This is a genomic window from Planomicrobium soli, from assembly GCF_003014655.1.
GTDB lineage: Bacteria > Bacillota > Bacilli > Bacillales_A > Planococcaceae > Planococcus > Planococcus soli_B.
Genome location: NZ_PYAT01000022.1, coordinates 16,427 through 39,314 on the forward strand (window position 1 = coordinate 16,427; position 22,888 = coordinate 39,314).

The window sequence follows — 22,888 nt, forward strand, 5'->3', positions numbered from 1 at the left end:
AGGAGTTTTTCAAATGACAAAAAAAACATTGTACTTTCTATGCACAGGCAACTCATGCCGCAGCCAGATGGCTGAAGGATGGGGGAAAGAAATTCTTGGAGACGAGTGGCAAGTACTCAGTGCCGGGATTGAAGCACATGGTTTAAACCCGAACGCGGTAAAAGCAATGAATGAAGTGGATATTGATATTTCCGAGCAAACTTCCGATATCATCGACCTGCAGATTTTAAATAGTGCGGATTTTGTCGTGACATTGTGTGGAGATGCAGCGGATAAATGCCCAATCACACCACCGCATGTGAAACGCGATCATTGGGGGTTTGAAGATCCTGCAAAAGCGCAAGGAACGGATGAAGAAAAATGGACGGTCTTCCAAAGCGTTCGTGATGCCATTGGAGAACGCATCAGAACATTTGAAGAAACAGGAAAATAAGAAAAAAGCCGGGATATTGCATCCCGGCTTTTTTCATGAAAAATAAACAAGCATATTGTCATAAAGAAAATCCTTCAGGAGAAGAGTTGAAACTTTTTTGATTCCGGTATAGATGGTTCTACAGAAATCTATTTCCATACCTATTTTTCTTTTTCAATTTCTTTTGCACAGCTCAAACACAAAAGCTGTCCATTTACGTAGACGCCTTCTAAAAAGCCGTCTCTGCAATAAACTTCTTTGCCGCAATTAGCGCAAGGCCCGATCAGCTCACGCATTTTCAATGCTTTCGGCGTAGAGGTACATGGCGTCTTTCAAATACTTGGATAACCCTGCGCCGTGCTGGTCGATATTATTAGAGAAGCGGCTATCAGCGGCATACAAGTCGCCAAGGCCACGGAACATTTTCGGATTGCAGTTATAGAAACGGTTCAACAATATGTAGTAAGCTTCCATTTCTTTTTGGACCGCGGCCGTTTCAGGAGATAAATGCATCAATGACGCTACTGTAGTGTAAATGCGGTTGCCTTCCCGGTTGATTTCCTCCAAGTCTTCCGCTTCTTTTTGGGGAGCAACTTCTTCAACTTGAGCTTCATCTTCTAGCGGTGACTCTTCTGCAGGAGCGGTTTCTTCAATGGCTTCTGTTTTTTCAATCGATGTAGAGTTCTCCGGTAAACTGATTGATTCACTAGCTGCTGTTTCTGCAGCAGAAGACGTTTCATCAATAATCGTTTCTTCCTTCATTGTTAGTTCTTCTGCAAACTCCAATGTTTCAGTTAAACCAATTTCTTTAATCACTATCGAATCTTCTGAAAAAACAGCATCCGCTTCAATTTCTATTCCGCCTGCAGCTACAGGCACTTTTGGAGCTTCTTGTTTAATTGCTGCCTTATAGTTATTGATGTTCTCCGCTTCATTTTTACCAGTAAAAGCACTAAAACGCTGTTCGTTCGTCAAAGTTTCCAAACCTTTGAACTCACGCAACGTCATTTCAGCATTTTCGATCAATCTTTCTAGACGCTCTTGTTTCTGGCGCAAAAACTCTCCGTGCTGGGCTAGACTGTGTTCTGGATCAAATCCTTCAGCCACAAGTTCTTGAATTTTTTTCAAGGAAAAACCGATTTCTTTGAAGAATAGAATATGCTGAAGCAGTTTCAAATCCTCGTCATTATAGTAACGGTATCGGTTAGAGCCTATATTCGAAGGCTTCATAAGCCCGATGCTATCGTAATGATGGAGTGTTCGGACACTGACACCTGCAATTTTCGCCACTTCTTGTACTTTGTACATGATTGATCACCTCATGACTAGTTTAAACTATAACGTGTCGTTACTGTCAATCTGTTTCAATAAAAAGAGTTCAATTGATTCCTATTACACAGATTAAAAAAGACTTTGGACTGAGAAAGTAATTGGTTTGAGTTATAAAAAGAAAGAAAATTCAAATATCTGCGTATGAGCATCTAGGTTTTTCCTCTCAAATATGGAACAATAAAAATGAAAGCGTTTTCTTTTATAACGAAAAGGGAGGAGCAATTATGAAATTAGCGAACTACGTAAATGGCAAGTGGCAAGAGAATCCTAGTGCCGAATTTACAGAAGTAGTCAATCCCGCAAATGGAGAAGTATTGGCGCAAGTGCCGCTATCGACAAGAAGCGATGTGGACACAGCGGTGAAAGCCGCGAGAGTGGCACAGAAAAAATGGGCGAAGGTCCCTGCTCCGAAGAGAGCAGACTATCTTTATGAAATCGGCAGACTAATGAAACAAAAAAAAGAACAGTTGGCGCAAGTGTTGACTAAAGAAATGGGGAAAGTAATCGAAGAAGCGCGAGGCGAAGTGCAAGAAGGCATCGACATGGCGTATTACATGGCAGGAGAAGGCAGGCGGTTGTTCGGTGAAACAACACCGTCGGAACTTGCGGATAAATTCGCAATGAGCGTCCGTTCACCAATCGGAGTAGTAGGTTTGATAACTCCATGGAACTTTCCGGTGGCAATTGCTACATGGAAATCGTTTCCGGCGATTGTATCAGGCAATTCTTTCTTGTGGAAGCCGGCGACAGAGACGCCAATGATGGCTTACGAAATGGCTAAAATCTTCGAAGAAGTAAAACTGCCGCAAGGCGTAGCAAATATTGTCTTCGGCTCAGGTTCGGAAGTGGGAACGGCTATGGTCGAACATCCGGATATCCATGTTATTTCTTTTACAGGTTCGACAGAAACCGGACGGAAGGTTGCTGAAGCAGGAGGCCGCAATTTAAAGAAAGTCTCTCTGGAAATGGGAGGAAAAAATGCTGTTATTGTCATGGAGGATGCAGACCTGGATTTGGCGGTAGAAGGGATTCTGTGGAGTGCTTTCGGAACTGCTGGCCAGCGCTGTACGGCCTGCAGCAGGGTGATCGTCCATCGGGATGTGAAAGAAAAACTTCAAAATAGGCTGCTTGAAAAAATGAAAACTCTGTCGATTGGTGACGGGTTGGATGAATCGGTGAAAGTGGGTCCGGTGATCAACAAAAAAGCCCTTGAGAAGATCCATTCCTATATTGGCATCGGCCAAGAAGAAGGGGCGACACTGCTTGCTGGTGGTGAAGTTCTAACCTATGCACCGTACGACAAAGGAAACTATTACACTCCGACACTCTTTACAGATGTAGCGCCGGATATGCGCATTGCCCAAGAAGAAATTTTTGGCCCGGTTGTTTCCATCATCGAAGTTGCCAGTTTTGAAGAAGCGATAGAAGTCAATAACAGTGTCATTTACGGTCTATCGAGTTCCATTTATACACAGGATGTTAATCGCGTTTTTAAAGCCCAGCGTGATTTGGATACGGGCATTGTTTACATTAATGCAGGCACAACGGGAGCGGAAATCCATTTGCCTTTTGGAGGAACAAAAGGGACTGGGAACGGCCATCGAGATTCCGGAGTTGCTGCTCTTGACGTCTTCACCGAGTGGAAAAGCATCTATGTGGATTATAGCGGCAAGCTTCAGCGAGCTCAAATTGATAACGAAATATAAGAGGAGACAGGCGCAGCGACAATAGCACACCTGAACCGCCTGTAAGGAGGAATAGTGAATGGATTTTGAGTTTTCTCAAGAACATGAACTGCTAAGGAAAACGGTAAGGCAGTTTGTGGACAACGAAATTTCACCGTTTATTGCAGAATGGGATTCAAAAGGAGCCTTTGATCCAATTATTTGGAGGCGACTTGCCGATCTGGGGTTGATGGGCGTATGCATTCCGGAAAAATACGGCGGCAGCAGCATGGATTATAATTCACTGGCAGTTGTATGCGAGGAGTTGGAGCGAGGTGACACTGCTTTCCGCACAGCTGTCTCGGTCCACACCGGTTTAAATTCCATGACGCTCTTGCAGTGGGGAACAGAACAACAGAAAACAAAGTTTTTGGTCCCTCAGGCAAAAGGGGAGAAGATCGGGGCTTTCGGTTTGACCGAACCCGGGGCAGGTTCTGACGTTGCGGCTCTTTCGACTACGGCTGTACGCGATGGGGAAGGCTATATATTGAACGGACAGAAAACATGGATTTCACTATGCGATATAGCCGATCATTTTATCGTCTTTGCCTATACAGATAAAGTGAAAAAACATCAAGGAATCAGTGCTTTTATTGTCGAACGCACGCGAGAAGGTTTTTCTTCCAAAGCGATCAAAGGTAAATATGGCATCCGTTCCGGGAATACAGGCGAACTGTTTTTTGATGACTTGCAGATACCGGCTGAAAACCGGTTGGGTGAAGAAGGGGAAGGATTTAAAATCGCGATGGCAGCCCTTGATAATGGCCGGTTTACTGTAGCGGCAGGAGCTTGCGGTTTAATGATGGCTTGTTTGGAGGAAAGCGTGAAGTATTGCAGATCCCGATCTGCTTTTGGCAAACCGATTGCCGAACACCAATTGGTCCAGCAAATGATCGCCAATATGGAGGCGGGTTATCAAATGAGCCGTCTCCTTGTCTACCGGGCGGGGGAAATGAAAAACAAAGGCATCCGCAATACACGTGAAACATCGCTGGCAAAATGGCAGGCATGCAATTTTGCCAATAAAGCGGCGGATGACGCAATGCAAATCCATGGAGCATATGGGTATTCCGATGAGTATCCGGTCGCCCGTTTTTTGCGCAATTCCAAAGCCCCGGTCATTTATGAAGGAACGCGGGAAATCCACACGATCATGCAGGCAGAGTATGTGCTAGGCAAGCGGGAAGATAAAAAATTAAATCGGATGTTGCCCGCCTGGCCATTCGAATAGTAAAAGGATGGCCTGGACGTTGGCCATCCTTTTACTATATAAATTTAAAAAGTATCGACTTCTTCTGGCTTTGGAACAAGCATTTTTAGTTTTTTTGGTTCGATTTTAATCTCCACTGGTGTCTTCAAATAAATTTCTCCATCGGTATCGACATCCATTTCTTGTTCGGTTCGGATCGAAATACGGCGCCCTTGGTAGTGGGTTACGTGTTCCAGTTCGTCGGTTAAGATTTCAGGTTGTGAAAGAGAAAACCACTCGCGCACAGCTGAGATGGAAGAAGACTGGATGATGAAGACGTCAAGCAAGCCATCGGTGGGATCGATGAGCGGCAACGGAACCGTATGAGTGCCGATTGATTTGCCGTTCATCACTAAAACGAGCACACCTTCCTCAAGATGGGTAATTCCATCAATTTCAACAGTGGCAGTAAAAGGTTCGGCCTGTCTAAGTGACCGGAGGCCGCTCATAAAATAACTCAACTTGCCATACCGCTCTTTCAGGTGTGGGTCGATATTGGATGAGGCGTCGGTTATAACGCCGATGCCGGCGAAATTGAGGAAGGCATTGCCGTTGATCCGGGCCGTATCGATCTCTTTAATATCCCCACGGACGAGAGCAGCTGCAGCTTCATCCAAAGTAAGCGGAATTTCGAGCGTCCGCGCAAAATCATTGCATGTTCCTCCAGGCAAAATTCCAAGGATAGGAGGATTTTCCAGTGTAGACAAGGCTTGGACCGCTAAATGGATTGTGCCATCCCCGCCAACCACGAACAGCACATCCGCAGTTTCTGAAGCTTGTTTGCAGGCTTCAGTAAACTCTTCAGGGGAATTAGTTTGAACCAGTTCAATGGCTTGGGACTCTTCAGCCAACGCAGGCGTAGTGAGGGAAATCATGGCATCACTCATGGACTGGCCAGCTTGCGCGTTATACAATAAAACAGTACGGTCGAATCTTGGCACACCATTTACCTCCTTTAAAGCTTCTATTAGTTATCATTTTCCACTTAACGATTTTTCATAAACACAGAAAGTAGAACGATAAGAAAAGACAAGAGATTATTATCTGGAATGAGGGAATTTTACGTGACAACAAAATTATATTACGAAAACCCGGAATTGCAAAAAATAGAGGCGACTGTTTTTCAAACTGATACAGATGAACGCGGTTATTTTTCGGTGCTGGATAAAACCTGCTTTTATCCGGAAGGCGGCGGACAGCCGGCTGATACCGGCTTTATCAATAATGTGAGGGTATTAAATGTCCAAACCGTTGATGAGGAAATTCGCCACTATACCGAAAAGCCGTTGCCGCTAGGTGCAGTTTCAGCTGAACTGGATTGGGAGCGCAGATGGGACCATATGCAGCAGCATGCAGGACAACATGTGCTAAGCGCTGTTTTTGATGATCATTATGGCATGAAAACAAGCAGCTTCCATTTAGGAACCGAACGCGTATCAATTGATTTAGACACACCAAGCATCACGGATGATCAGTGGATGGATGTTGAAAAGATGGCCAACGAGGCACTCCAGCGGCATATTCCGATCAGGACATTATGGATTGAAGAAGAAGAAGTTCCGACTCTAAAGTTAAGAAAAGCGCCCGCGGTTGAAGGTCCAATCCGACTGGTTGTGATTGACGGTGTGGACATGAATGCTTGTGGAGGAACACATCCACTGAACACCGCAGAAATTGGCATGATCAAATTGATCAGCGCGGAAAAATCAAAAGGCGGCATACGCGTCTATTTTTTATGCGGCCACCGGGCATTCCGCTATTTTCAACAGCTGCTTGAGACAACTGGCGAATTGGTGCGGCAACTAAACGCGCCGGTTCCAGAATTGAAAAATGCAGCATCAGCTTTGATCCAGGAAAAAGCGGCGAATGAAAAAACGATAAAAGAACTTCACGCCAAGCTGCTAGCAGCAGAAGCAGCAACGTTAGGGCCAGATCGGGAAAACGGAATCATTGAAAAAGTGTTTGAAGGCCGATCCATCAAAGAAATTCAGCAGCTAGCGCGGCTCGCCGTTGAAAACCATCCGAAAGCGTCGCTTTTGTTCTTAGCGGTCGAACAGGAAGACATACGATTTGTCTGCGCAAGAGGCACTGAAGCAACCGGAGATATGCGTATTCCATTAAAAGAACTGCTTGCCATGACTGATGGAAAAGGCGGCGGGAATGCTCAATTCGGACAAGGTGGAGGCGTTTCCGCTCTTTCCATCGAGACTTTCTTCGAAGCATTCCGAAACTTCATGAAAAATTTACAGTGAAACTTGTAACTTTTTCAGCAGGTTTATGTCTAATGGGAAAAGAAGGGCCGAAAGGATGAGAAAATGATGAAGAAAAGGAGAATCTGGCTATTGGCCGCTGCATTGATCGTAGTTTTCGGGGTTGCTTTTGCTGTCATGAGCGATAAAGTTTCCGTCAGTGCATCTTCAATTGCCTTGGCCGATCAGGGCTGGAGTGCGAGCTTTTCTTCAGAGCTCCATCCTGATGCAATCAAAAAAGGGAACTTGTACATTACCGATGCCATGGGCAATCTGGTAGAGGCGGAGATGGTATTGCTCGAAAATAGCAAGACCATCAATGTGCCTCAACTTGATGTCGGTGATTACAAATTGCATATTAAGGAATCGGCGGTAAAAGGCGGTTTTTTAAAATCGCTGACTTCGAAAGAAATATCTTTTGCGGTCCAAGAAGAGCTGAGAAAGTTGTCAAATGCTGAAGAATTGGAAGCTTATTTCAAGCAATTGATGGTCTTGGAGAAAAATAGCGGACAGCCAGGTCTATTTACTAACGAAGGATCTGTTGCTACAGAAGAGTCGTCTGACAGCAGCTCTGGAAGTGGCAGCGGCGGTGAAGACCATTCAACTACGAATAACCAAGTTGAAGGTGTGGACGAGGGGGATATGGTCAAAACGGACGGTTCCTATATCTACGCCGTAAGCGAAGCAAAAGTGGTCATCACAGATGTAAGAAATCCGGAAGCGATGGCAGTTGCCAAAGAACTGGCATTTAAGCAGGAGATGTATCCACAGCAGTTGTTCTTGTCAGATAAGGTGCTTGTGGTGTTAGGAAGCAAGTATTCCGCTATGCCGATGGAGGGAGATATTCTCGAATACCGCCCACAAACAGTTTTGACTTCCGTTCATTTATACAATGTGGAAGATCCGGAAAATCCTACGCTGATCCGGGAGTTCGGAACAGAAGGTAATTTGACGGGCGCACGGTTGACAGACGGCCTCTTGTATTTTGTGACAAGTGTGATTCCGGATTACCGTGTGCTGGAAGAACCGGATAATGGGGAAATTCGGCCACATTCGTATGATACAAAGCGAGGGGAAGGCCTCCAGCCGCTGCCATATGAACAAATTGCCATTTTGCCAGGGACAATGGCTGCAAGTTACAGCATTATAACGGCAATTGATTTGGCTGATCCCGAAAATAACAGCGTGAAAACGGAAGGATATTTAGGGGGCAGTGAACAGCTATATATGACTAAAGATCGTTTGTATTTAACTGCTTCGGCTTTTATGCCAATTAGCGAAGAAGAAAAGGACAAAGAACTTGGCATGTCGATTTGGCTGCCACAGCAAGCCAACACAAAGATCTTCAAATTCGCGCTCGATGAGGCAACTGTCCAATTTTTAGCTTCTACGGAAATTACAGGGTCGCTTCTCAATCAGTTTTCAATGGATGAATTTGACGGCTACTTCCGGGCAGTGACTACTGAAGGGTTTGCCTGGGATGAAGCAGCACCGTCCAAAAATCATTTGTTTATCCTGGATGATAAGTTGAAGCAGGTTGGCTCAGTAGAAGATTTAGCTCCTGGAGAGCGGATCTACTCGGCGCGCTTCATGGAAGACAAAGCGTATATGGTGACGTTCAAAGAAACAGATCCGCTATTTGTTATCGACGTGTCGACGCCTTCGTCGCCGAAAGTATTGGGCGAATTGAAAATTCCGGGCTTCTCGAATTACTTGCATCCTCTTGGAGAGAACCATTTGATCGGTTTTGGCTACGATACAAAACTTGAGCCAGTAAAAGATGGAGAACCTCGAGTTGTAACGGGCGGAATGAAGATTTCATTGTTCGACGTTACTGATTTTTCCAATCCAATTGAAAAGGATACGGAAATCATTGGCGGTTCGGGCACTTACTCAACGCTTCAATACGACCATAAAGCATTATTCACCCACAAAGACAAAAACCTGTTCGGCTTCCCGGTTTCACTTTATAGCGGATCCGATAGTAATTACGTGGAATTTGAAGGGGCAGGGGCAATGATTTACACCATTACGCCAGAAGGCATTGATGAAACTGCAAACTTGCTGGCAGGCACAGATTCCGCTATTGAGGATTGGGCAACAGGTGTACAGCGGATCCTATATGTTGGCGACTCGCTTTTTACGGTTTCTCCAACTGAAATAAAGAGCTATAACTTAGAAACATTTGAGTTTGAAAACTTATTAAGCTACAACTAAACGAAAGCGGAAGCAAAGAAAATTCTTTGCTTCCGCTTTTAACGTTTTTTAATGAAGGAAAGAGGGAAGATGTACAGTATTCTGAAAAAACGGAGGGATATGGATGAAAGCAGTTACCTTTCAAGGTGTAAAGAATATGCAAGTTAAAGAAGTAGAAGATCCGAAGCTACAGAAAAAAGACGACATCATTGTCAAAATAACTTCTACAGCAATATGCGGTACGGATTTGCATATTTATCAAGGGGCCTTGCCGGCCCGTAAAGATTATGTCATTGGGCATGAACCGATGGGGATAGTCGAAGAAGTGGGACCGGAAGTGACAAAAGTAAAAAAAGGCGACCGCATCGTCTTGCCATTCAATGTCAGCTGCGGACAATGTTTTTATTGCAACCACGATATGGAAAGCCAGTGTGATAATTCAAATGACAATCCGCACTTCGACACAGGCGGCTATTTGGGCTTAACAGAACGCTACGGTGATTATCAAGGCGGACAAGCCGAATATTTACGCGTGCCTTACGGCAACTTTACACCACTTCTGATTCCTGAATCAACAGAGTTAGAAGATGAATCGCTGCTGTTTTTATCAGATGTTCTGCCGACAGCTTGGTGGAGCGTCGAGAGTGCCGGAGTAAAGCCGGGAGATACAGTTGTTGTACTTGGCTGTGGTCCGGTTGGTTTAATGGCACAGAAGTTTGCCTGGATGTTTGGGGCGAAGCGAGTCATTGCAGTTGATGAGCTTCCTTACCGGATGGAACGCGCCAAGAACATGAATAATGTAGAGATTGTCGACTTTTCGAAGCATGACAATACGGGAGCGTTTATCCATGAAATTACAGCTGGCGGTGCTCAAGTGGTCATCGACTGTGTAGGGATGGACGGAAAAAAATCCACCGCAGAAGCTATTCAGCAAAAACTTATGCTGCAAGGCGGTACGCTTAGCGCAATTGATATAGCCAAAGATGCAGTCAGCAAATTTGGAACGATTCAATTGACAGGAGTATACGGATTAACTTACAATCAATTCCCGTTAGGGAATATGTTCGAACGCAACGTAACACTGAAAATGGGTCAAGCACCGGTTATTCACTTGATGCCAATGTTATTTGAAAAAATTAAAAATGGTGAATTTGATCCGCGTGAGATCATTTCGCATGTTGTGCCATTAGAACAAGCTAGCGCCGCATATGAAATTTTCAATGACCACTTGGATGAATGTACAAAAGTAGTGTTGAAACCATAACGATCAATCAGCAGCATTTTAGACTAAACGCTCCGGACTATCGGGGCGTTTAGTTTTTTGCGTTGTTAGGTTAAGATAGAAAGAAAAAAGGGGGGAAGCGTATGGCTCAGGTAAAAGAAACGAGGCGGGAGCTTGCCCTGGACTGTTGTTTACTGGCTGGCAGAATTTTAATGGAAAACGGCGCTGAAACGTATCGTGTGGAAGATACCATGATCCGTATGGCGATATCGCAGAAGATGAACAACTCGCATTGTTTTGTAACGCCGACAGGCATCATGTTTTCTCCAAGCGATGAGCTCGCCACCCGTTTCGTGCGAATAAACAGCCGAAGAACGGATTTAGAAAAAGTGGCTCTAGTTAATGCGGTTTCAAGAAAATTGGTTTCAGGAGAATTTACGCTTCAAGAAGCCTATGAAGAAATGCAGAAGATCGATAAAACAGATTATCAGTTCAATATACAGCTGCAAACTTTAGCGGCGGCAACAGCCAGCGGTTGTTTTCTAATTCTGATGGGAGGCAAATGGATCGATCTGCCTTTCGCCTTTTTGATTGGAGGCACCGGTTTTATCATTGTCGAAGCAATCCTAGCTCAGACGCGCGTAAAGATCTTCGCAGAATTTATCGGTGCATTTGTTATTGCCATACTGGCTTTGCTGGCTGTCAATGCGGGGCTTGGTACTGACTTGGATACGATTATTATCGGCTCGGTCATGCCGCTCGTTCCAGGGCTGCTAATCACCAATGCTGTCCGGGATTTAATGGCAGGGCATTTTGTTTCCGGATTATCAAACGGGGCCGAGGCGTTTCTAACTGCCTTTGCCATTGGCGCAGGGGTAGCGCTTGTTTTATCATTTTAAGGGAGGTATTTGATGAACTGGCTACTGGAAGCGGTTTTGAGTTTTGTTGCTTCAACGTCATTCGGAATCATGTTTAATACGCCGCGCAGGACCTTATTGAGTTGCGGATTAGTGGGTATGAGTGGCTGGCTCATTCACCGGGCCTATTTTTTGGCTTTTGATGATTCGGTACAGGCGACATTTGCCGGGGCATTCGTCGTTGCACTTGTCGCTCATCTTCTGGCGAAAAAGTTTAGGATGCCGATGATTATTTTCAGCATTGCCGGCATCATTCCGCTTGTTCCGGGGAGCAGGGCATATAATGCAATGCGCAATATTGTCGAAAACGACTATTTGGAAGCTATTTCCTTTGCATCACAAGCATTGATGATCTCAGGTTCGATTGCAATGGGGCTCGTGTTCGCTGAAGTATTGATGCAGTTGATCTTCAAACAACAAACTAAAAGAATGCAAAAAAAATCGGCATGACACAAATAAGTTTTGTGTCGGCCGATTTTTAGCTGTTGCTTATGGCTGTTCAAAAATAACGAAACTTTAAAGCTGTCATAGATTAAAAGAAAATAGTTTGCCTTACACTATCACTTTAACCATTTCTCAAGCTCGCGGGCTTCCATGGGATGCCCAATAATATAGCCTTGAATGCTGTCGCAATTCATAGCCCGAAGCAATTCAAGCTGTTCATTCGTTTCAACGCCTTCAGCCGTCACTTGGAAATCAAGCGATTTGCCGAACTGAACCATACCGTTGATCATTTTTTGCATTTTTTCCTGCCGGGTAATCGATTGGATGATGGTCCGATCGATTTTCAACGAAGAAATCGGCAACAAAAGCATATAACGGAAAGAAGCATAGCCAGTGCCGAAATCATCTAATGTAAAGCTGATTCCTTGCTGGTGCAATTGCTGCATCTGCCGGATGATGGAGCGCTCCGCTTCTGCTTCAAGCGCAAACTTCTCCGTAATTTCGATTGTCAGCGAACGAGGATCGCATCCATGCAATTCAACTTGTTTCATCAACGCGGTCGACATGTCTTTATCACGGAATTCACGGATGGACGAATTGATGCTGACATGAAGATCCAGACCGCGGGAATTCCAATCTTTCAACTGGGCACATACGGTTTCAAGGACGAACAATCCGATTTCATGGATCATGCCGTTTTCTTCAGCAATTGGGATCAATTCATTCGGGGGGACAATTCCGACTTCACTGTCATTCCAGCGAACAAGTGCTTCTACACGTTCTACTGCGCCGGTCTTCAAGTTAACTTGCGGCTGGTAAAGCAGTTGCAGATTTCGGCGATCAAGTGCATGGATCAAACGTTTTTCGATTTGTGCCTTGCGGTTCAATTGTTCATGGTCATCTGCAGTCAGCATGGAGATAGCACTTCCTCCACGGTCTTTCACCTTTTTGACCGTCGCATGCGATGCTTTGATCAAGTGGACAAACGTTTGCTGGTCTTCCGGATAACGAGTGATAGCTCCGCTGACGGTCATCGGGATGGCTGCTCCATGAAGATAGATCGGATGCTGCTGCAAATAATGAAGGAACCCTTCGATAAACCAATTGCTAAGCGGTGTGATCAAAGCAAACTCGTGCAGGCCTGCCCGTGTAATGATAGAATCTGAGAAATACGTGCGCAGACGTTTTGTGAATTCTATCAGCAATTGGTTTTCTGTGTCGGTTTCTGAAACATCACGCAATGTATAAAAATGATCGATGTCCAAAAAGACAAAGGAAAAATGTTTTTGTTCTTCTATAAATTCGTTTACCACTTGTTCCAGGCGGTGGCGATTTTCCAAACCGGTCACAGGATCGATAAAGGCGATTTCCTCTAAATGCTGCTGTGCGTTCTTTGTCGCAGTGATGTCTTTTTCAAGGAAAATGTAATAGGCATCTTCTCCTGGGACATGCATCGGTATAGCGGTCAAATCCACCCAATACACTTCTCCATCTTTTTTGAGTTTCTTGACTTCACCATTCCAGACGTTGCCGTTCTTCAATGTGACCATTATAGTTTCCACTAAGTGCACGTCATCAGTTTCATCATCAAACATCTGCCAAATAGGCTTTCCGAGAATTCGTTTAGGTGTCCATTTACTTAATTTTAGAAACAGCGGATTTGCGTATGTAATCAGAAATTCTTCATCAAAATAAAGAAGCATAAACGAATCATCCAGGCCTTGGCGCAAACTGTCCAATTCTCTGCTGGCTGAGCCTTCTGTCTGGGATTCATCGACTTCGAAAATGGCCATAACAAATTGGTCCTGCTCTGAAGTGAAAGCTTTCGCAACAACAGTTGTGTATATCCGTATACCATCAGTTAGCTCGAGTTCAACATCTTCAAATCGTATCGGTTCTCTGTTATGTAGTATCGCTTCCCAAGGCTGCTTTAAAGACGCAGCTTTTTCAGGATTCATATAAGGACTGGTTTTGCCTTTGACCGTTTCCGATTCAATTTGAAAAATTCGTTCTGCATGGCGATTGCACCATACAGCGAGCCCGTTTTTATCCATTATAATAATGGGAAAAGGGATATGGTTAAAAACGAGGTTGTCGGATAACAGTTCTTGCATTTCACTCATTCAATGACGCTCCTTCTCCATAGTTTATCTTTATTATAAAGAAGAAAAGGCAGAACGTCATCTATTTGGAAATATTCTCTATCATTTTATGAATATTGTTCACTATGATAAACTTTAATGGCATGAGACAATCGCAAACAAATACTGTAACACCAAGGAGAATAGGATGAAAAAAACAATTTTGGCTTCATTATTCCTAATTTTAGCATTGCCGTTTTCGGTGCAGGCCCATACAACCTTGACGGCTTCTACGCCTTCCGAAGGGGAAATGATTGAAGAAGCGCTCGAGGAAGTGCAGCTTACTTTCGGCACAGTCGTTGAACAAGAAAGTACAATGACCATTGAAGGAGAAAACAAGAGCTATCAATTCAAAAATATTACGGTAACTGAAAATAGAATGACAGGGACCTTAGAGGAAGATCTGGCTAATGGGGCTTACACCGTACAATGGAAAATTATTGGAGCGGACGGCCATCCGATCGAAGGAGAAATCCCATTCGGTATGAATATTGAAAATGCGGAAGAACCGGTAGTGGAAGATGAAGCAACTGCAGATGAAGAGCCGGTTGTGGAAAGCGAGAAACCTGAAGAACAGGCAGCTGCCGATGGCGAAGAGAAAAGCAATACGCTTGTGACTGTTCTAATTGCTGCGGCAGTGCTGTTGATAGTGGCAGGAATGTTCAGCCTCTTCAAGAAAAAACAATGACAATTTATACAGCAGTAGCAGATTTTCTGCTCTATGCGGTTTTTTCGTATCTTGCAGGGTCAATTGTTTTAAAATTTGTTCCGGATGATAAAAAGCCCAGAATTTCCGAATCAAAAGCATTGCTATTGATCTGTGTTGCCGGAATCGCGTTTTTTTCACTCGCCCCGCTAATTGAGCTAGCATTTTTTCTGAATGATGATAAGGGTTGGGCAAGAACGTTCCTAATGGTCTTGATTGAATCGCGCATTGGGCATGGTTGGCTTATTACGCTCGCATTATCGCTTATTTTGGGCATTGCGATTTTCTTCAACTCTTCAAAATATAATCAAGGTTACTACTTAATTTTATTGATTTTAGTGCTAGGCTATTTTAGCCACGTTGCATCGTTATCTCTTTGGGCTGGATTCGCCAGCCATTCCCTCCATTTCTTTTTTATGACAATCTGGGCAGGGGTGCTGCTGCACATTGCGTGGTTTTCAACAGACAATTCCAACTGGCGGCGTTTTTTGGCTTGGTTTACGCCATACGCTATTTTTTGTATGGTGGCCTTGCTGGCAAGTGGAATTTTCATCATGCTTTACTTTGTCGAGCCGGAAAACTATGCCAATTCTTGGGTGCTGCCTTACGGGCAGTTGCTGTTGCTAAAACATATAAGCATAATTCCGCTCCTTGCAGCGGCTTTTATTAACGGTTTCTTGAACAATGGCAAAGGGGACCGCGTATGGCTGAAAGTGGAAAGCTTCTTGCTTTTTTTCGTATTTCTTTTTACTGCTTTTATGAGCAAGCAAGCCCCGCCTCACGAAATCAACCATACTTTACGAGTCGAAGGTGCGGCGCCTTTGGTGGTTTGGCTGAAAGGCGAACAGTTTATACCGATTGACGCGTCTATAGCCTGGTCGACAAACGGCGTTTTATTGCTTGGACTCGGAGGTTTGCTGTTGGGCATGATGATTCTTAGTTCTTATCGGCAAGTTTCATCCTGGTTGCCATTTCTTTTTAGTACCGGTTTTATTGTTACAGTCTACATGGGCTTGATGCTAAACGTCTCTTTCTAATTTTAAAGCCGTCTATTGATGCAAGTTGAGATATAGGAAAAAGGAGGAGATGGCTTGAACCGCTTAAAAGGAATTTCCATGGTCTTAGGCGGAGCTATGCTCTGGGGAGCGACAGGTCCATTGATTGAATGGACGCTTGCTTTTTTTGAATTGTCTGTTCCTTTTTTGCTGACGCTCCGAATGACAATAGCCGGTATTTTGCTGCTTATATTTTTAAAGTTAAAAAAAGTACACTTGACTAAGATTTTCCGGGACAAGGTCTGGGTGCGCCAATTGATTATCTTTTCGGTTCTTGGCATGCTCGGGTGCCAGTATGCTTTTGTAACGGCCATACATGTAAGCAATGCAGTAGTCGCGACACTTCTGCAATTTTTGGCTCCTGTCTACCTTATTCTGTTTGTATCGATCGGCCAACGCAGATGGCCTCCTGCCTATCAAATAATTGGACTGGCGGGAACACTTGCAGGATTGTTTTTGTTATTGACCAACGGGCAGCCTGATAAATTGACCATCAGCGGAATTGCTTTGGTCTGGGGGCTTCTACTCGGCTTAGCATTCGCATTTTATACCATTTATCCGGCACGGTTAATGCAGGAGTGGGGCGTCTTATTGGTTGTCGCCTGGTCCATGCTCATTGGAGGGATATTTATCGGCTTGGTCAATCCTATTTTTCTTTCAGCCGAGTGGCCTAAAATTATGAATATCCATGCACTAGTCTCCATACTCGGAATTATTGTAATCGGAACTATCGCCTTTGTTCTGTTTTTGAGCAGTATGCGATTTATCACGGCAGTGGAAACAAGTATTTTGTCAGCGTTCGAACCTTTGACGGCCATGGTACTTTCGGTTATATGGTTTAATGACCTATTAGCTCCCACGCAGCTTTTCGGAGCATTTGCGATGCTGTTATTCGTCACATGGCTGTCGCTTGCCGGAAAAGGGAAGCTGAAAGAAGAAAAAGCATAACGGTAACAGAAACAGCATCTTTTCAAGAGGCTGTTTTTTTTGGGTTTTAAGGAAAATTATTATGTGTTATCCCAAAGTTGTGGCATAATTATCAACATAAAAGTTCGAGTTTCGAAATGTTTAAGGGGCTGGTTTTTTTGAAAACAGTATTTTCTTATGCAAAACCTTACAAAGGTTATATCGTCTTCGCATTATTTCTGATGCTGCTCGAATTGACAGTCGAGTTGATGCAGCCGTTTGTGATTGCGAAAATCGTGGATGACGGCATCATGGCCGGTGACCAAGAACGAATCGTACAGTTAGGAATTTTATTGATTGGACTATCTGTCATTGCTCTCTTATCAGGCATCATCAATTCCTATTACGCCTCCCATGTCTCTCAAAGCTTTTCATTTGATTTGCGTCGTGAGCTTTATGGCCGTGTTCAGTCCTTCTCGTTAGCTACCTTCAACAGATTTCCGGCATCCGGTTTGATCACTCGGTTAACAAGCGACATCACGCTTGTCCAACAAGTACTTTTCATGGGATTGCGTATTATGCTCCGGGCCCCGCTTCTTGTAGTAGGGAGCATGGTGATGGCATTTGTTGTCAATCCTAAGTTGGCGGTATATCTGGTCATTGTATTTCCCATATTGCTCGTGTTTTTATATGTAATGGTACTAAAAGGGGTCGCTTATTTCGGTTTTGTCCAAAAGCGTTTGGACCGGGTAAATCGGATGGTCCAGGAAAATCTACAGGCTGTTCGCTTGATAAAAGCCTATTTGCGCGGCAATTATGAATCAAGCCGGTTCTCGGAAGTAGCAGGATCCCTCAAATTTGATACGGTTAAAGCCTTCAGGATCATGGAAATTGTTTTGCCGGTTCTTTTGCTCGGCATGAACCTTTCATTATTGGCAGTCTTGTGGTTCGGGGCTTCATATATCCAGACTGGCGGTGCGCAAATCGGTGAATTGGTGGCCATTGTCAATTATGCCATGCGTATGACAGGCGCGTTTTCCATGTTCTCATTTATCATTATGGCATTTGCCCGCGCCAAAGCTTCTTCAGAGCGCATTGAAGAAGTGCTGCTTGCAGAAGATGCTCGTGAGAAAGAAGAGCAAGGGGCGGCACAGACTGTCCAGCGGGGAGAGATTGTTTTTGATAATGTTTCTTTCGCCTATCCGGGAACTAGCCGTGAAGTGCTGAGAAATATTTCATTTCGGCTGAAGCCGAATGAAAAATTAGCGATCATGGGAGCAACCGGATCCGGAAAAACATCGTTGCTGCAGCTGATTCCAAGGTTCTATGATGCCACTGATGGAGCTGTGTTCGTGCATGGACACGATGTGAAAAATTGGTCTTTGCGGGCTCTTCGGAAAACGATCGGTGTTGTTCCGCAGCAATCGCTTCTTTTTACCGGCACGATTACCGATAATTTGTCGTGGGGGAAAGAACAAGCGGTACAGGAAGAATTGGCGGATGCTGCCCAAAAAGCCCAAATTCATCAGACAGTTGTACGTTTTCCAAAAGGCTATAGCACGCGGGTTGGGCAAAAAGGAGTCAATTTATCTGGCGGACAAAAGCAGCGATTGTCCATTGCGCGTGCACTCGTCCGGAAACCGTCGATTCTTATCTTGGATGACAGCACAAGTGCTTTGGATGTGAAAACGGAAGCGGCGCTCTGGAAAGCTCTTGAAAGTGAAAAAGCGACGATGCTAGTTGTTACACAGAAAATCAGGACGGCGAAAATAGCAGATCGTATTTTGCTGATGGAAGAAGGTATGGTGTCAGCTTATGGTACACATGAGCATCTGATGAAGCATTCCGAATTATATAGGCAAATCGCGCTTTCCCAACAGGAAGAGGAGGTCGACGAGTATGTTTGATGCGATCCGCCGGCCTTTTGGCTATGAACCGGTCATTAAAAAAGAAGATTTAAAGAAAAAAACTGCTAAGAAAAACGAGCGGGCAGAAAACTGGCAGTCGACTTTGCTTCGGATTTGGAAACTGGTAGATGAACACCGTATCTTATTGATCATCGTATTGTCTCTGGTATTCGTCAGTTCTGCACTAGCGCTGCTCGGCCCATATCTCATCGGCCATATCATCGATCAGTATATTGTGCCGCAGAATTTCAATGGCATGGGTCTTATCATTGGCTGGCTAATTGCAGTTTACGCAGGATATTCCATTTCATTGTATTTACAGAACTATTGGATGGTAGGAATCGCCCAACAAGTCATTTATCGTATGCGGACTGGACTATTTGAGCATTTGCAGCGCCTGCCCGTATCCTTTTTCGATAAGCGGCAACATGGCGAACTGATGAGCCGGATGACGAACGATATCGAAAATGTCTCGTCGACGCTGAATAGTTCATTCATCCAAGTGTTTTCAAGCATCTTGACCTTAGTCGGCACTGCGGTTGTCATGGTCATGCTCAGTCCGCTATTGACGGTGCTCACCCTTGTCATCATTCCGCTCATGTATGTTTCCATGCAATGGATTACAAAACGGACAGGCAGATTATATAAAGAGCAGCAACAGGCGATTGGCGAATTGAACGGATATATTGAGGAAACGATCTCCGGCCAGAAAATTGTCAAGGCGTTTTCGCAAGAACCGCGTGTTATGGAAGAGTTTCTTGTGAAAAGTGAGCGCATGCGCAATACCGGTTTTTGGGCTTGGACGTATTCAGGGTTCATTCCAAAAGTGATGAACTTCTTGAACAACGCAAGCTTTGCAATTGTGGCTGGTGTAGGTGGAGTACTGGCATTGAACGGTTCGGTTTCGATTGGCGTGATTGTTATTTTCACGGAGTATGCACGGCAGTTCACACGCCCATTAAATGACTTGGCCAACCAATTCAATACCGTATTATCCGCTATTGCAGGGGCGGAACGGGTCTTTTCTATTATGGGGGAAAAAGAAGAACCGGACGATAGAGTGGAAAACGCGGACAAGGAACTTCGCGGCCATGTCGTCTTTAATAATGTTTCTTTCAAATACGAAGGATCTGAAGAAGACTGGACTATCCGAAATGTCAGCTTTACTGTAGGTGTCGGGCAAACGGCAGCTTTCGTCGGGGCAACCGGTGCCGGGAAAACGACTGTCATGCAGCTGCTCGCTCGCTTTTACGACGCCAACGAAGGCGAAATTTGTTTAGATGGCACTCCGATCGCTTTAATGCCGCGAGAGACTTTAAGGAAGCAGATTGCTTTTGTGCTGCAAGATCCATTTCTTTTTGAAGCAACGGTGATGGAAAATATTCGGTACGGTCGCTTGAATGCAACTGATGACGAAGTGGTGGAAGCGGCCAAAAAAGCCAACGCCCATGATTTTATCGAGAAGTTGCCGGAAGGCTACAATACGGTTCTTTCCGGAGATGGTTCGATGATCAGCCAAGGGCAGAAGCAGTTATTGTCAATCGCGCGGGCATTGGTTGCGGATCCAGTAATTTTATTGCTCGATGAAGCAACCAGCAGCATCGATACTGTAACTGAGCTGAAGATTCAGGAAGCACTAGAACGGCTGATGAACGGGCGGACAAGTTTTGTTATTGCCCATCGTCTAAATACGGTTCGGCAAGCGGATTTAGTCATGGTGATGAATATGGGAGAATTGGTTGAGTCCGGCACGCAACAGGAACTGGTTGCACGCGGAGGAATGTATGCAAACATGCTGGCGGATGCCAAATTATAAAGAATGACAAAGCTGTCCTTTATCATAAGGACGGCTTTTTTTATAGGCGGTCGTCGGAAAAACTTCGGTATGGTACGATAAGAAAAAATGGACTAGGGGGAATATACGATGAACGTATCCTTATCAATAGATTCATTTCCGCTTGACGGAAATACGGCTCGTGATATGAACGACTTACTGGATCGCTTGCCTATCGATTACCGGACAGTGTTGAATGCGCCGGTTTGGAGGATGCCGGAAGTGAGAGGATTTGCGGTTTTGGCTTATGCGGAAGGCATTGGCCTTATTGGCTTCGCGACGTGCCTGGATATCGTAGGGCTTCACCATTATGAATGGTCGGTTATTGTCCATCCGGACTATCGTCGGCAATCTATTGGGACGGCTCTGGCAGATGGTGTTGCTCATGGTCTGGAGCAGCGCGGGGCGGAAAGCGAATTAGCTGTGTTTATCGAAGATGAAGAAGCTGCAGCTTTTTTGGGAAGTTTAGGATATACAGCTGATTTTAAAGAAATTCTTCTTGGAGCGCCGGCGCTCCAAGATAGTGAATTGCCGTCAGGATTGTCGGTTATTCCTTATGGCGGTGAACAAACTGAATTGGAGACGGTTTTAGTGGCGGCCTTTGACGAAGATGTAGTGCCAGTCATGAAGCATAATATTGAAGAGGCAGAGCGCGACATCTGGCTGATGAAAAGAGATGGCCGAATTATAGCGACAGCGACGCTGATTGAGGAAGAAGATGCTTTATGGGTCACTGCTTTCGCAGTAAACCCAAAAGAACAAGGAAAAGGGTATGGCCAAACATTCTTGCGTTGGTGCCGCAATAGAGCTTTTAGTGAAAAGAAAGCTCAAGTGCTGCTTGATGTCGAAACGACAAACGATGCAATTCGAGTCTATGAAAAAGCCGGTTTTTTGCCTGTGAATACAGTCCAGTACTGGAAACGGCAAGAATAGATGTAATCAAAAAACCACTCGTCTATTCGAGTGGTTTCATGCTGGCTTCTTAATTTCCGGAAGCTTGGTATTCTTTGTCTTCTCCGCCTTCGTATTGGACATCGATTTCAATATTGTTATAGCCTTCTTTTAAACCGAATGCTTCCACAACTTGGGAGATGACCTCTTCATCAGGCATATCAGACTTAAGCTCCATTTTTGTAAATGCTGGCTCGATCTCGTCCCAGGCATCATTGCCGGTAAGGTCCATTTTTTCAAATGTGTTCTTATACTCGGCTTCAACTTTTTCCCGGACCTCTTCATAACTCACTTCATAGGCATCATCCTGATCCGGATAATCGACATTAAGTTCAAATTCTATGAAGCCGAATGTTCCGCCTCCTATGTCCTGCTTATCAACTCCGCCGCTGGTCGATGCATCGGCATTAGTGTCGGATGGATCGTTTGTTTCTTCGTTTTGAACGGGTTCGGTAACTTCATCGCTGCTGCCACAAGCAGCAAGCGTTAGTGCTGAGGAGAGAAGTAAAGCAGTCAATAGAGGCGTTTTTTGATAACTCATGTATCTCATCCTTTCAGTATTGTATTAAGGTAATCATTCCCGATTCTCGTAATTTTAATCTTTACTGTAACTTTCCTAAAATCGGGGAATAAGAAAAGCGAAGGATGGACAGAGCAGAAACTCGGAAATCCCATTGAGGCTGCATGATTCATTTCGCTTTCGGGTATAAAACTAAACATATCCTAATGTATATGGGAAAATGAGACTCCTTACAGGGAGTTAGAATATTTTTATTGGGCTTTAGAAAAGACGGACAGATGTATAGGAGGAGCTTCATGAAAATTTATGCGAATAGAGGAAGTTCAGGAACATATCCTGAGAATACGCTTACAGCTTTCCAGGCAGCTGCTGCATTGCCGATAACAGGGGTTGTTATTAATGTGCAATTGTCGAAAGATGAAAAGATTGTAGTTATTCACGATGAGAAATTAGAGCGCACCACTAATGGTGAAGGATACGTGAAAGACAAAACGCTTGAAGAGCTTAAGCAGTTGGACTGCGGCGCTTGGTTTTCTCCTGAATGGGAAGGCACGGAAATTCCGACGCTTGCTGAAGTGTTCGATATATTCCAAGACACAGATCATCGCCTGAACATTGATTTGAAAACGAATGTTTTTCCTTATGACCAGCTGCTTGATAAAGTGATTGCGCTCGCAGATAAGCGAGGCTTGACTGAACGGCTGATCTTGTCATCGTTCAACCATGAAGATATTCAGAAAGTATGTAAGGAAACATCTGTCGAATCGGCCATTTTGACTGAAAATGTCATGGTTGACGTGTACGATTATGCAAGGGTTATCGGCACGAACCGCATTCATATGAATCTGCCGACAGCATTTCGAAAAACGGCTACCGACGCACTTCGAAAAGGGGCGATTGTTTACGTATATATCAACAACAATCTTCAATATGCGGAAGACCTTCAGCAAATCGGCATACACGGATTGATCACAAATTATCCGGAACTGCTCCTGTCAAAAAATCCATAAAAAAGAGGCGCCGATTAGGGTGCTGCACCCCAAAAGTTAGAGTTGAAAATCTAACTTTTGGGGTGTTTTTTTATGGTGAAGTATAGTGAAGAATTCAAACTGAAGCTGGTCAA

The 22,888-nt window shown here is 44.5% G+C and carries 19 protein-coding genes; 15 read left to right on the forward strand and 4 right to left on the reverse strand.

All coding sequences use genetic code 11. From position 1 onward, the window contains the following. Nucleotides 1-13 precede the first annotated feature (13 nt). A complete protein-coding gene (gene arsC / locus B0H99_RS16845; protein WP_106534853.1) occupies nucleotides 14-433 on the forward strand; it encodes an arsenate reductase (thioredoxin) in 420 nt (139 codons plus the stop codon). A gap of 267 nt (nucleotides 434-700) precedes the next feature. On the opposite strand, the gene B0H99_RS16850 is transcribed toward arsC, so the two are convergent. Further along, the gene (locus B0H99_RS16850; RefSeq protein WP_106534854.1) at nucleotides 701-1,720 is read right to left on the reverse strand and encodes a MerR family transcriptional regulator; all 1,020 of its coding nucleotides are present in this window, start codon (nucleotides 1,718-1,720) and stop codon (nucleotides 701-703) included. A gap of 248 nt (nucleotides 1,721-1,968) precedes the next feature. Here B0H99_RS16850 and B0H99_RS16855 point away from each other — a divergent pair, with 248 nt between their 5' ends. Together B0H99_RS16855 and B0H99_RS16860 are read left to right on the forward strand one after the other, a co-directional pair. Further along, entirely contained in the window at nucleotides 1,969-3,450 is a 1,482-nt protein-coding gene (locus tag B0H99_RS16855) for an aldehyde dehydrogenase family protein (protein WP_106534855.1), read from the forward strand. Between the two features lie 58 nt (nucleotides 3,451-3,508). Further along, the gene (locus B0H99_RS16860) at nucleotides 3,509-4,699 is read left to right on the forward strand and encodes an acyl-CoA dehydrogenase family protein (RefSeq protein WP_106534856.1); all 1,191 of its coding nucleotides are present in this window, start codon (nucleotides 3,509-3,511) and stop codon (nucleotides 4,697-4,699) included. Nucleotides 4,700-4,743: 44 nt separating this feature from the next. Here B0H99_RS16860 and B0H99_RS16865 read toward each other — a convergent pair whose 3' ends face one another. Continuing rightward, nucleotides 4,744-5,658 (reverse strand): diacylglycerol/lipid kinase family protein, encoded by a 915-nt coding sequence (locus tag B0H99_RS16865; RefSeq protein WP_106534857.1) that lies wholly within the window; start codon nucleotides 5,656-5,658, stop codon nucleotides 4,744-4,746. 123 nt (nucleotides 5,659-5,781) lie between these two features. Between B0H99_RS16865 and B0H99_RS16870 the strand changes: the two genes are divergently transcribed. The 5 genes from B0H99_RS16870 (at nucleotide 5,782) to B0H99_RS16890 (ending at nucleotide 11,751) form a co-directional block, all read left to right on the forward strand. Beyond that, nucleotides 5,782-6,969 carry an alanyl-tRNA editing protein gene (locus B0H99_RS16870; protein ID WP_106534858.1) on the forward strand — a complete coding sequence of 396 codons (1,188 nt, stop codon included), beginning with the start codon at nucleotides 5,782-5,784 and terminating at the stop codon, nucleotides 6,967-6,969. Between the two features lie 66 nt (nucleotides 6,970-7,035). Beyond that, the gene (locus tag B0H99_RS16875) at nucleotides 7,036-9,183 is read left to right on the forward strand and encodes a beta-propeller domain-containing protein (RefSeq protein WP_106534859.1); all 2,148 of its coding nucleotides are present in this window, start codon (nucleotides 7,036-7,038) and stop codon (nucleotides 9,181-9,183) included. Between the two features lie 103 nt (nucleotides 9,184-9,286). Then, nucleotides 9,287-10,426, forward strand: coding sequence for a zinc-dependent alcohol dehydrogenase (locus B0H99_RS16880; protein ID WP_106534860.1), 1,140 nt, complete (start codon nucleotides 9,287-9,289; stop codon nucleotides 10,424-10,426). 101 nt (nucleotides 10,427-10,527) lie between these two features. Continuing rightward, nucleotides 10,528-11,283, forward strand: coding sequence for a threonine/serine exporter family protein (locus tag B0H99_RS16885; protein ID WP_106534861.1), 756 nt, complete (start codon nucleotides 10,528-10,530; stop codon nucleotides 11,281-11,283). A gap of 12 nt (nucleotides 11,284-11,295) precedes the next feature. Continuing rightward, the gene (locus tag B0H99_RS16890) at nucleotides 11,296-11,751 is read left to right on the forward strand and encodes a threonine/serine exporter family protein (protein WP_106534862.1); all 456 of its coding nucleotides are present in this window, start codon (nucleotides 11,296-11,298) and stop codon (nucleotides 11,749-11,751) included. A 110-nt stretch (nucleotides 11,752-11,861) separates the two neighbouring features. On the opposite strand, the gene B0H99_RS16895 is transcribed toward B0H99_RS16890, so the two are convergent. Next, the gene (locus B0H99_RS16895) at nucleotides 11,862-13,868 is read right to left on the reverse strand and encodes a sensor domain-containing protein (RefSeq protein ID WP_106534863.1); all 2,007 of its coding nucleotides are present in this window, start codon (nucleotides 13,866-13,868) and stop codon (nucleotides 11,862-11,864) included. Nucleotides 13,869-14,034: 166 nt separating this feature from the next. Here B0H99_RS16895 and B0H99_RS16900 point away from each other — a divergent pair, with 166 nt between their 5' ends. The 6 genes from B0H99_RS16900 (at nucleotide 14,035) to B0H99_RS16925 (ending at nucleotide 21,227) form a co-directional block, all read left to right on the forward strand. Beyond that, the gene (locus tag B0H99_RS16900; RefSeq protein ID WP_106534864.1) at nucleotides 14,035-14,574 is read left to right on the forward strand and encodes a copper resistance CopC family protein; all 540 of its coding nucleotides are present in this window, start codon (nucleotides 14,035-14,037) and stop codon (nucleotides 14,572-14,574) included. Further along, nucleotides 14,571-15,629: a copper resistance D family protein gene (locus B0H99_RS16905; RefSeq protein ID WP_106534865.1), complete on the forward strand. Its 1,059-nt coding sequence runs from the start codon at nucleotides 14,571-14,573 to the stop codon at nucleotides 15,627-15,629. Before B0H99_RS16900 ends, B0H99_RS16905 begins: the two co-directional genes overlap by 4 nt. Before the next feature lie 54 nt (nucleotides 15,630-15,683). Next, complete coding sequence (locus tag B0H99_RS16910) at nucleotides 15,684-16,595, forward strand: DMT family transporter (RefSeq protein WP_106534866.1); 912 nt, start codon at nucleotides 15,684-15,686, stop codon at nucleotides 16,593-16,595. 137 nt (nucleotides 16,596-16,732) lie between these two features. After that, entirely contained in the window at nucleotides 16,733-18,460 is a 1,728-nt protein-coding gene (locus B0H99_RS16915) for an ABC transporter ATP-binding protein (RefSeq protein WP_106534867.1), read from the forward strand. After that, on the forward strand, nucleotides 18,453-20,276 hold the full coding sequence (locus tag B0H99_RS16920) for an ABC transporter ATP-binding protein (protein WP_106534868.1): 1,824 nt from the start codon (nucleotides 18,453-18,455) through the stop codon (nucleotides 20,274-20,276). Before B0H99_RS16915 ends, B0H99_RS16920 begins: the two co-directional genes overlap by 8 nt. A 108-nt stretch (nucleotides 20,277-20,384) precedes the next feature. Continuing rightward, a complete protein-coding gene (locus B0H99_RS16925; protein WP_106534869.1) occupies nucleotides 20,385-21,227 on the forward strand; it encodes a GNAT family N-acetyltransferase in 843 nt (280 codons plus the stop codon). A gap of 49 nt (nucleotides 21,228-21,276) precedes the next feature. Here the strand turns inward: B0H99_RS16925 and B0H99_RS16930 are convergent, their stop codons facing one another. Continuing rightward, nucleotides 21,277-21,786, reverse strand: coding sequence for a YusW family protein (locus B0H99_RS16930; RefSeq protein ID WP_181313699.1), 510 nt, complete (start codon nucleotides 21,784-21,786; stop codon nucleotides 21,277-21,279). Nucleotides 21,787-22,061: 275 nt separating this feature from the next. On the opposite strand from B0H99_RS16930, the gene B0H99_RS16935 reads away from it, so the two are divergent. Next, a complete protein-coding gene (locus B0H99_RS16935; protein WP_106534871.1) occupies nucleotides 22,062-22,775 on the forward strand; it encodes a glycerophosphodiester phosphodiesterase family protein in 714 nt (237 codons plus the stop codon). Nucleotides 22,776-22,888: the final 113 nt, after the last annotated feature.

Excerpts from the sequence above, each read along its gene's own strand:
- B0H99_RS16860 (WP_106534856.1), top strand. The coding sequence starts at position 3,509 with ATGGATTTTGAGTTTTCTCAAGAACATGAACTGCTAAGGAAAACGGTA.
- B0H99_RS16925 (WP_106534869.1), top strand. The coding sequence starts at position 20,385 with ATGAACGTATCCTTATCAATAGATTCATTTCCGCTTGACGGAAATACG.
- B0H99_RS16895 (WP_106534863.1), bottom strand. The coding sequence starts at position 13,868 with ATGAGTGAAATGCAAGAACTGTTATCCGACAACCTCGTTTTTAACCAT.
- B0H99_RS16930 (WP_181313699.1), bottom strand. The coding sequence starts at position 21,786 with ATGAGTTATCAAAAAACGCCTCTATTGACTGCTTTACTTCTCTCCTCA.
- B0H99_RS16890 (WP_106534862.1), top strand. The coding sequence starts at position 11,296 with ATGAACTGGCTACTGGAAGCGGTTTTGAGTTTTGTTGCTTCAACGTCA.
- B0H99_RS16920 (WP_106534868.1), top strand. The coding sequence starts at position 18,453 with ATGTTTGATGCGATCCGCCGGCCTTTTGGCTATGAACCGGTCATTAAA.
- arsC (WP_106534853.1), top strand. The coding sequence starts at position 14 with ATGACAAAAAAAACATTGTACTTTCTATGCACAGGCAACTCATGCCGC.
- B0H99_RS16880 (WP_106534860.1), top strand. The coding sequence starts at position 9,287 with ATGAAAGCAGTTACCTTTCAAGGTGTAAAGAATATGCAAGTTAAAGAA.
- B0H99_RS16885 (WP_106534861.1), top strand. The coding sequence starts at position 10,528 with ATGGCTCAGGTAAAAGAAACGAGGCGGGAGCTTGCCCTGGACTGTTGT.
- B0H99_RS16855 (WP_106534855.1), top strand. The coding sequence starts at position 1,969 with ATGAAATTAGCGAACTACGTAAATGGCAAGTGGCAAGAGAATCCTAGT.
- B0H99_RS16935 (WP_106534871.1), top strand. The coding sequence starts at position 22,062 with ATGAAAATTTATGCGAATAGAGGAAGTTCAGGAACATATCCTGAGAAT.
- B0H99_RS16905 (WP_106534865.1), top strand. The coding sequence starts at position 14,571 with ATGACAATTTATACAGCAGTAGCAGATTTTCTGCTCTATGCGGTTTTT.
- B0H99_RS16900 (WP_106534864.1), top strand. The coding sequence starts at position 14,035 with ATGAAAAAAACAATTTTGGCTTCATTATTCCTAATTTTAGCATTGCCG.
- B0H99_RS16850 (WP_106534854.1), bottom strand. The coding sequence starts at position 1,720 with ATGTACAAAGTACAAGAAGTGGCGAAAATTGCAGGTGTCAGTGTCCGA.
- B0H99_RS16875 (WP_106534859.1), top strand. The coding sequence starts at position 7,036 with ATGAAGAAAAGGAGAATCTGGCTATTGGCCGCTGCATTGATCGTAGTT.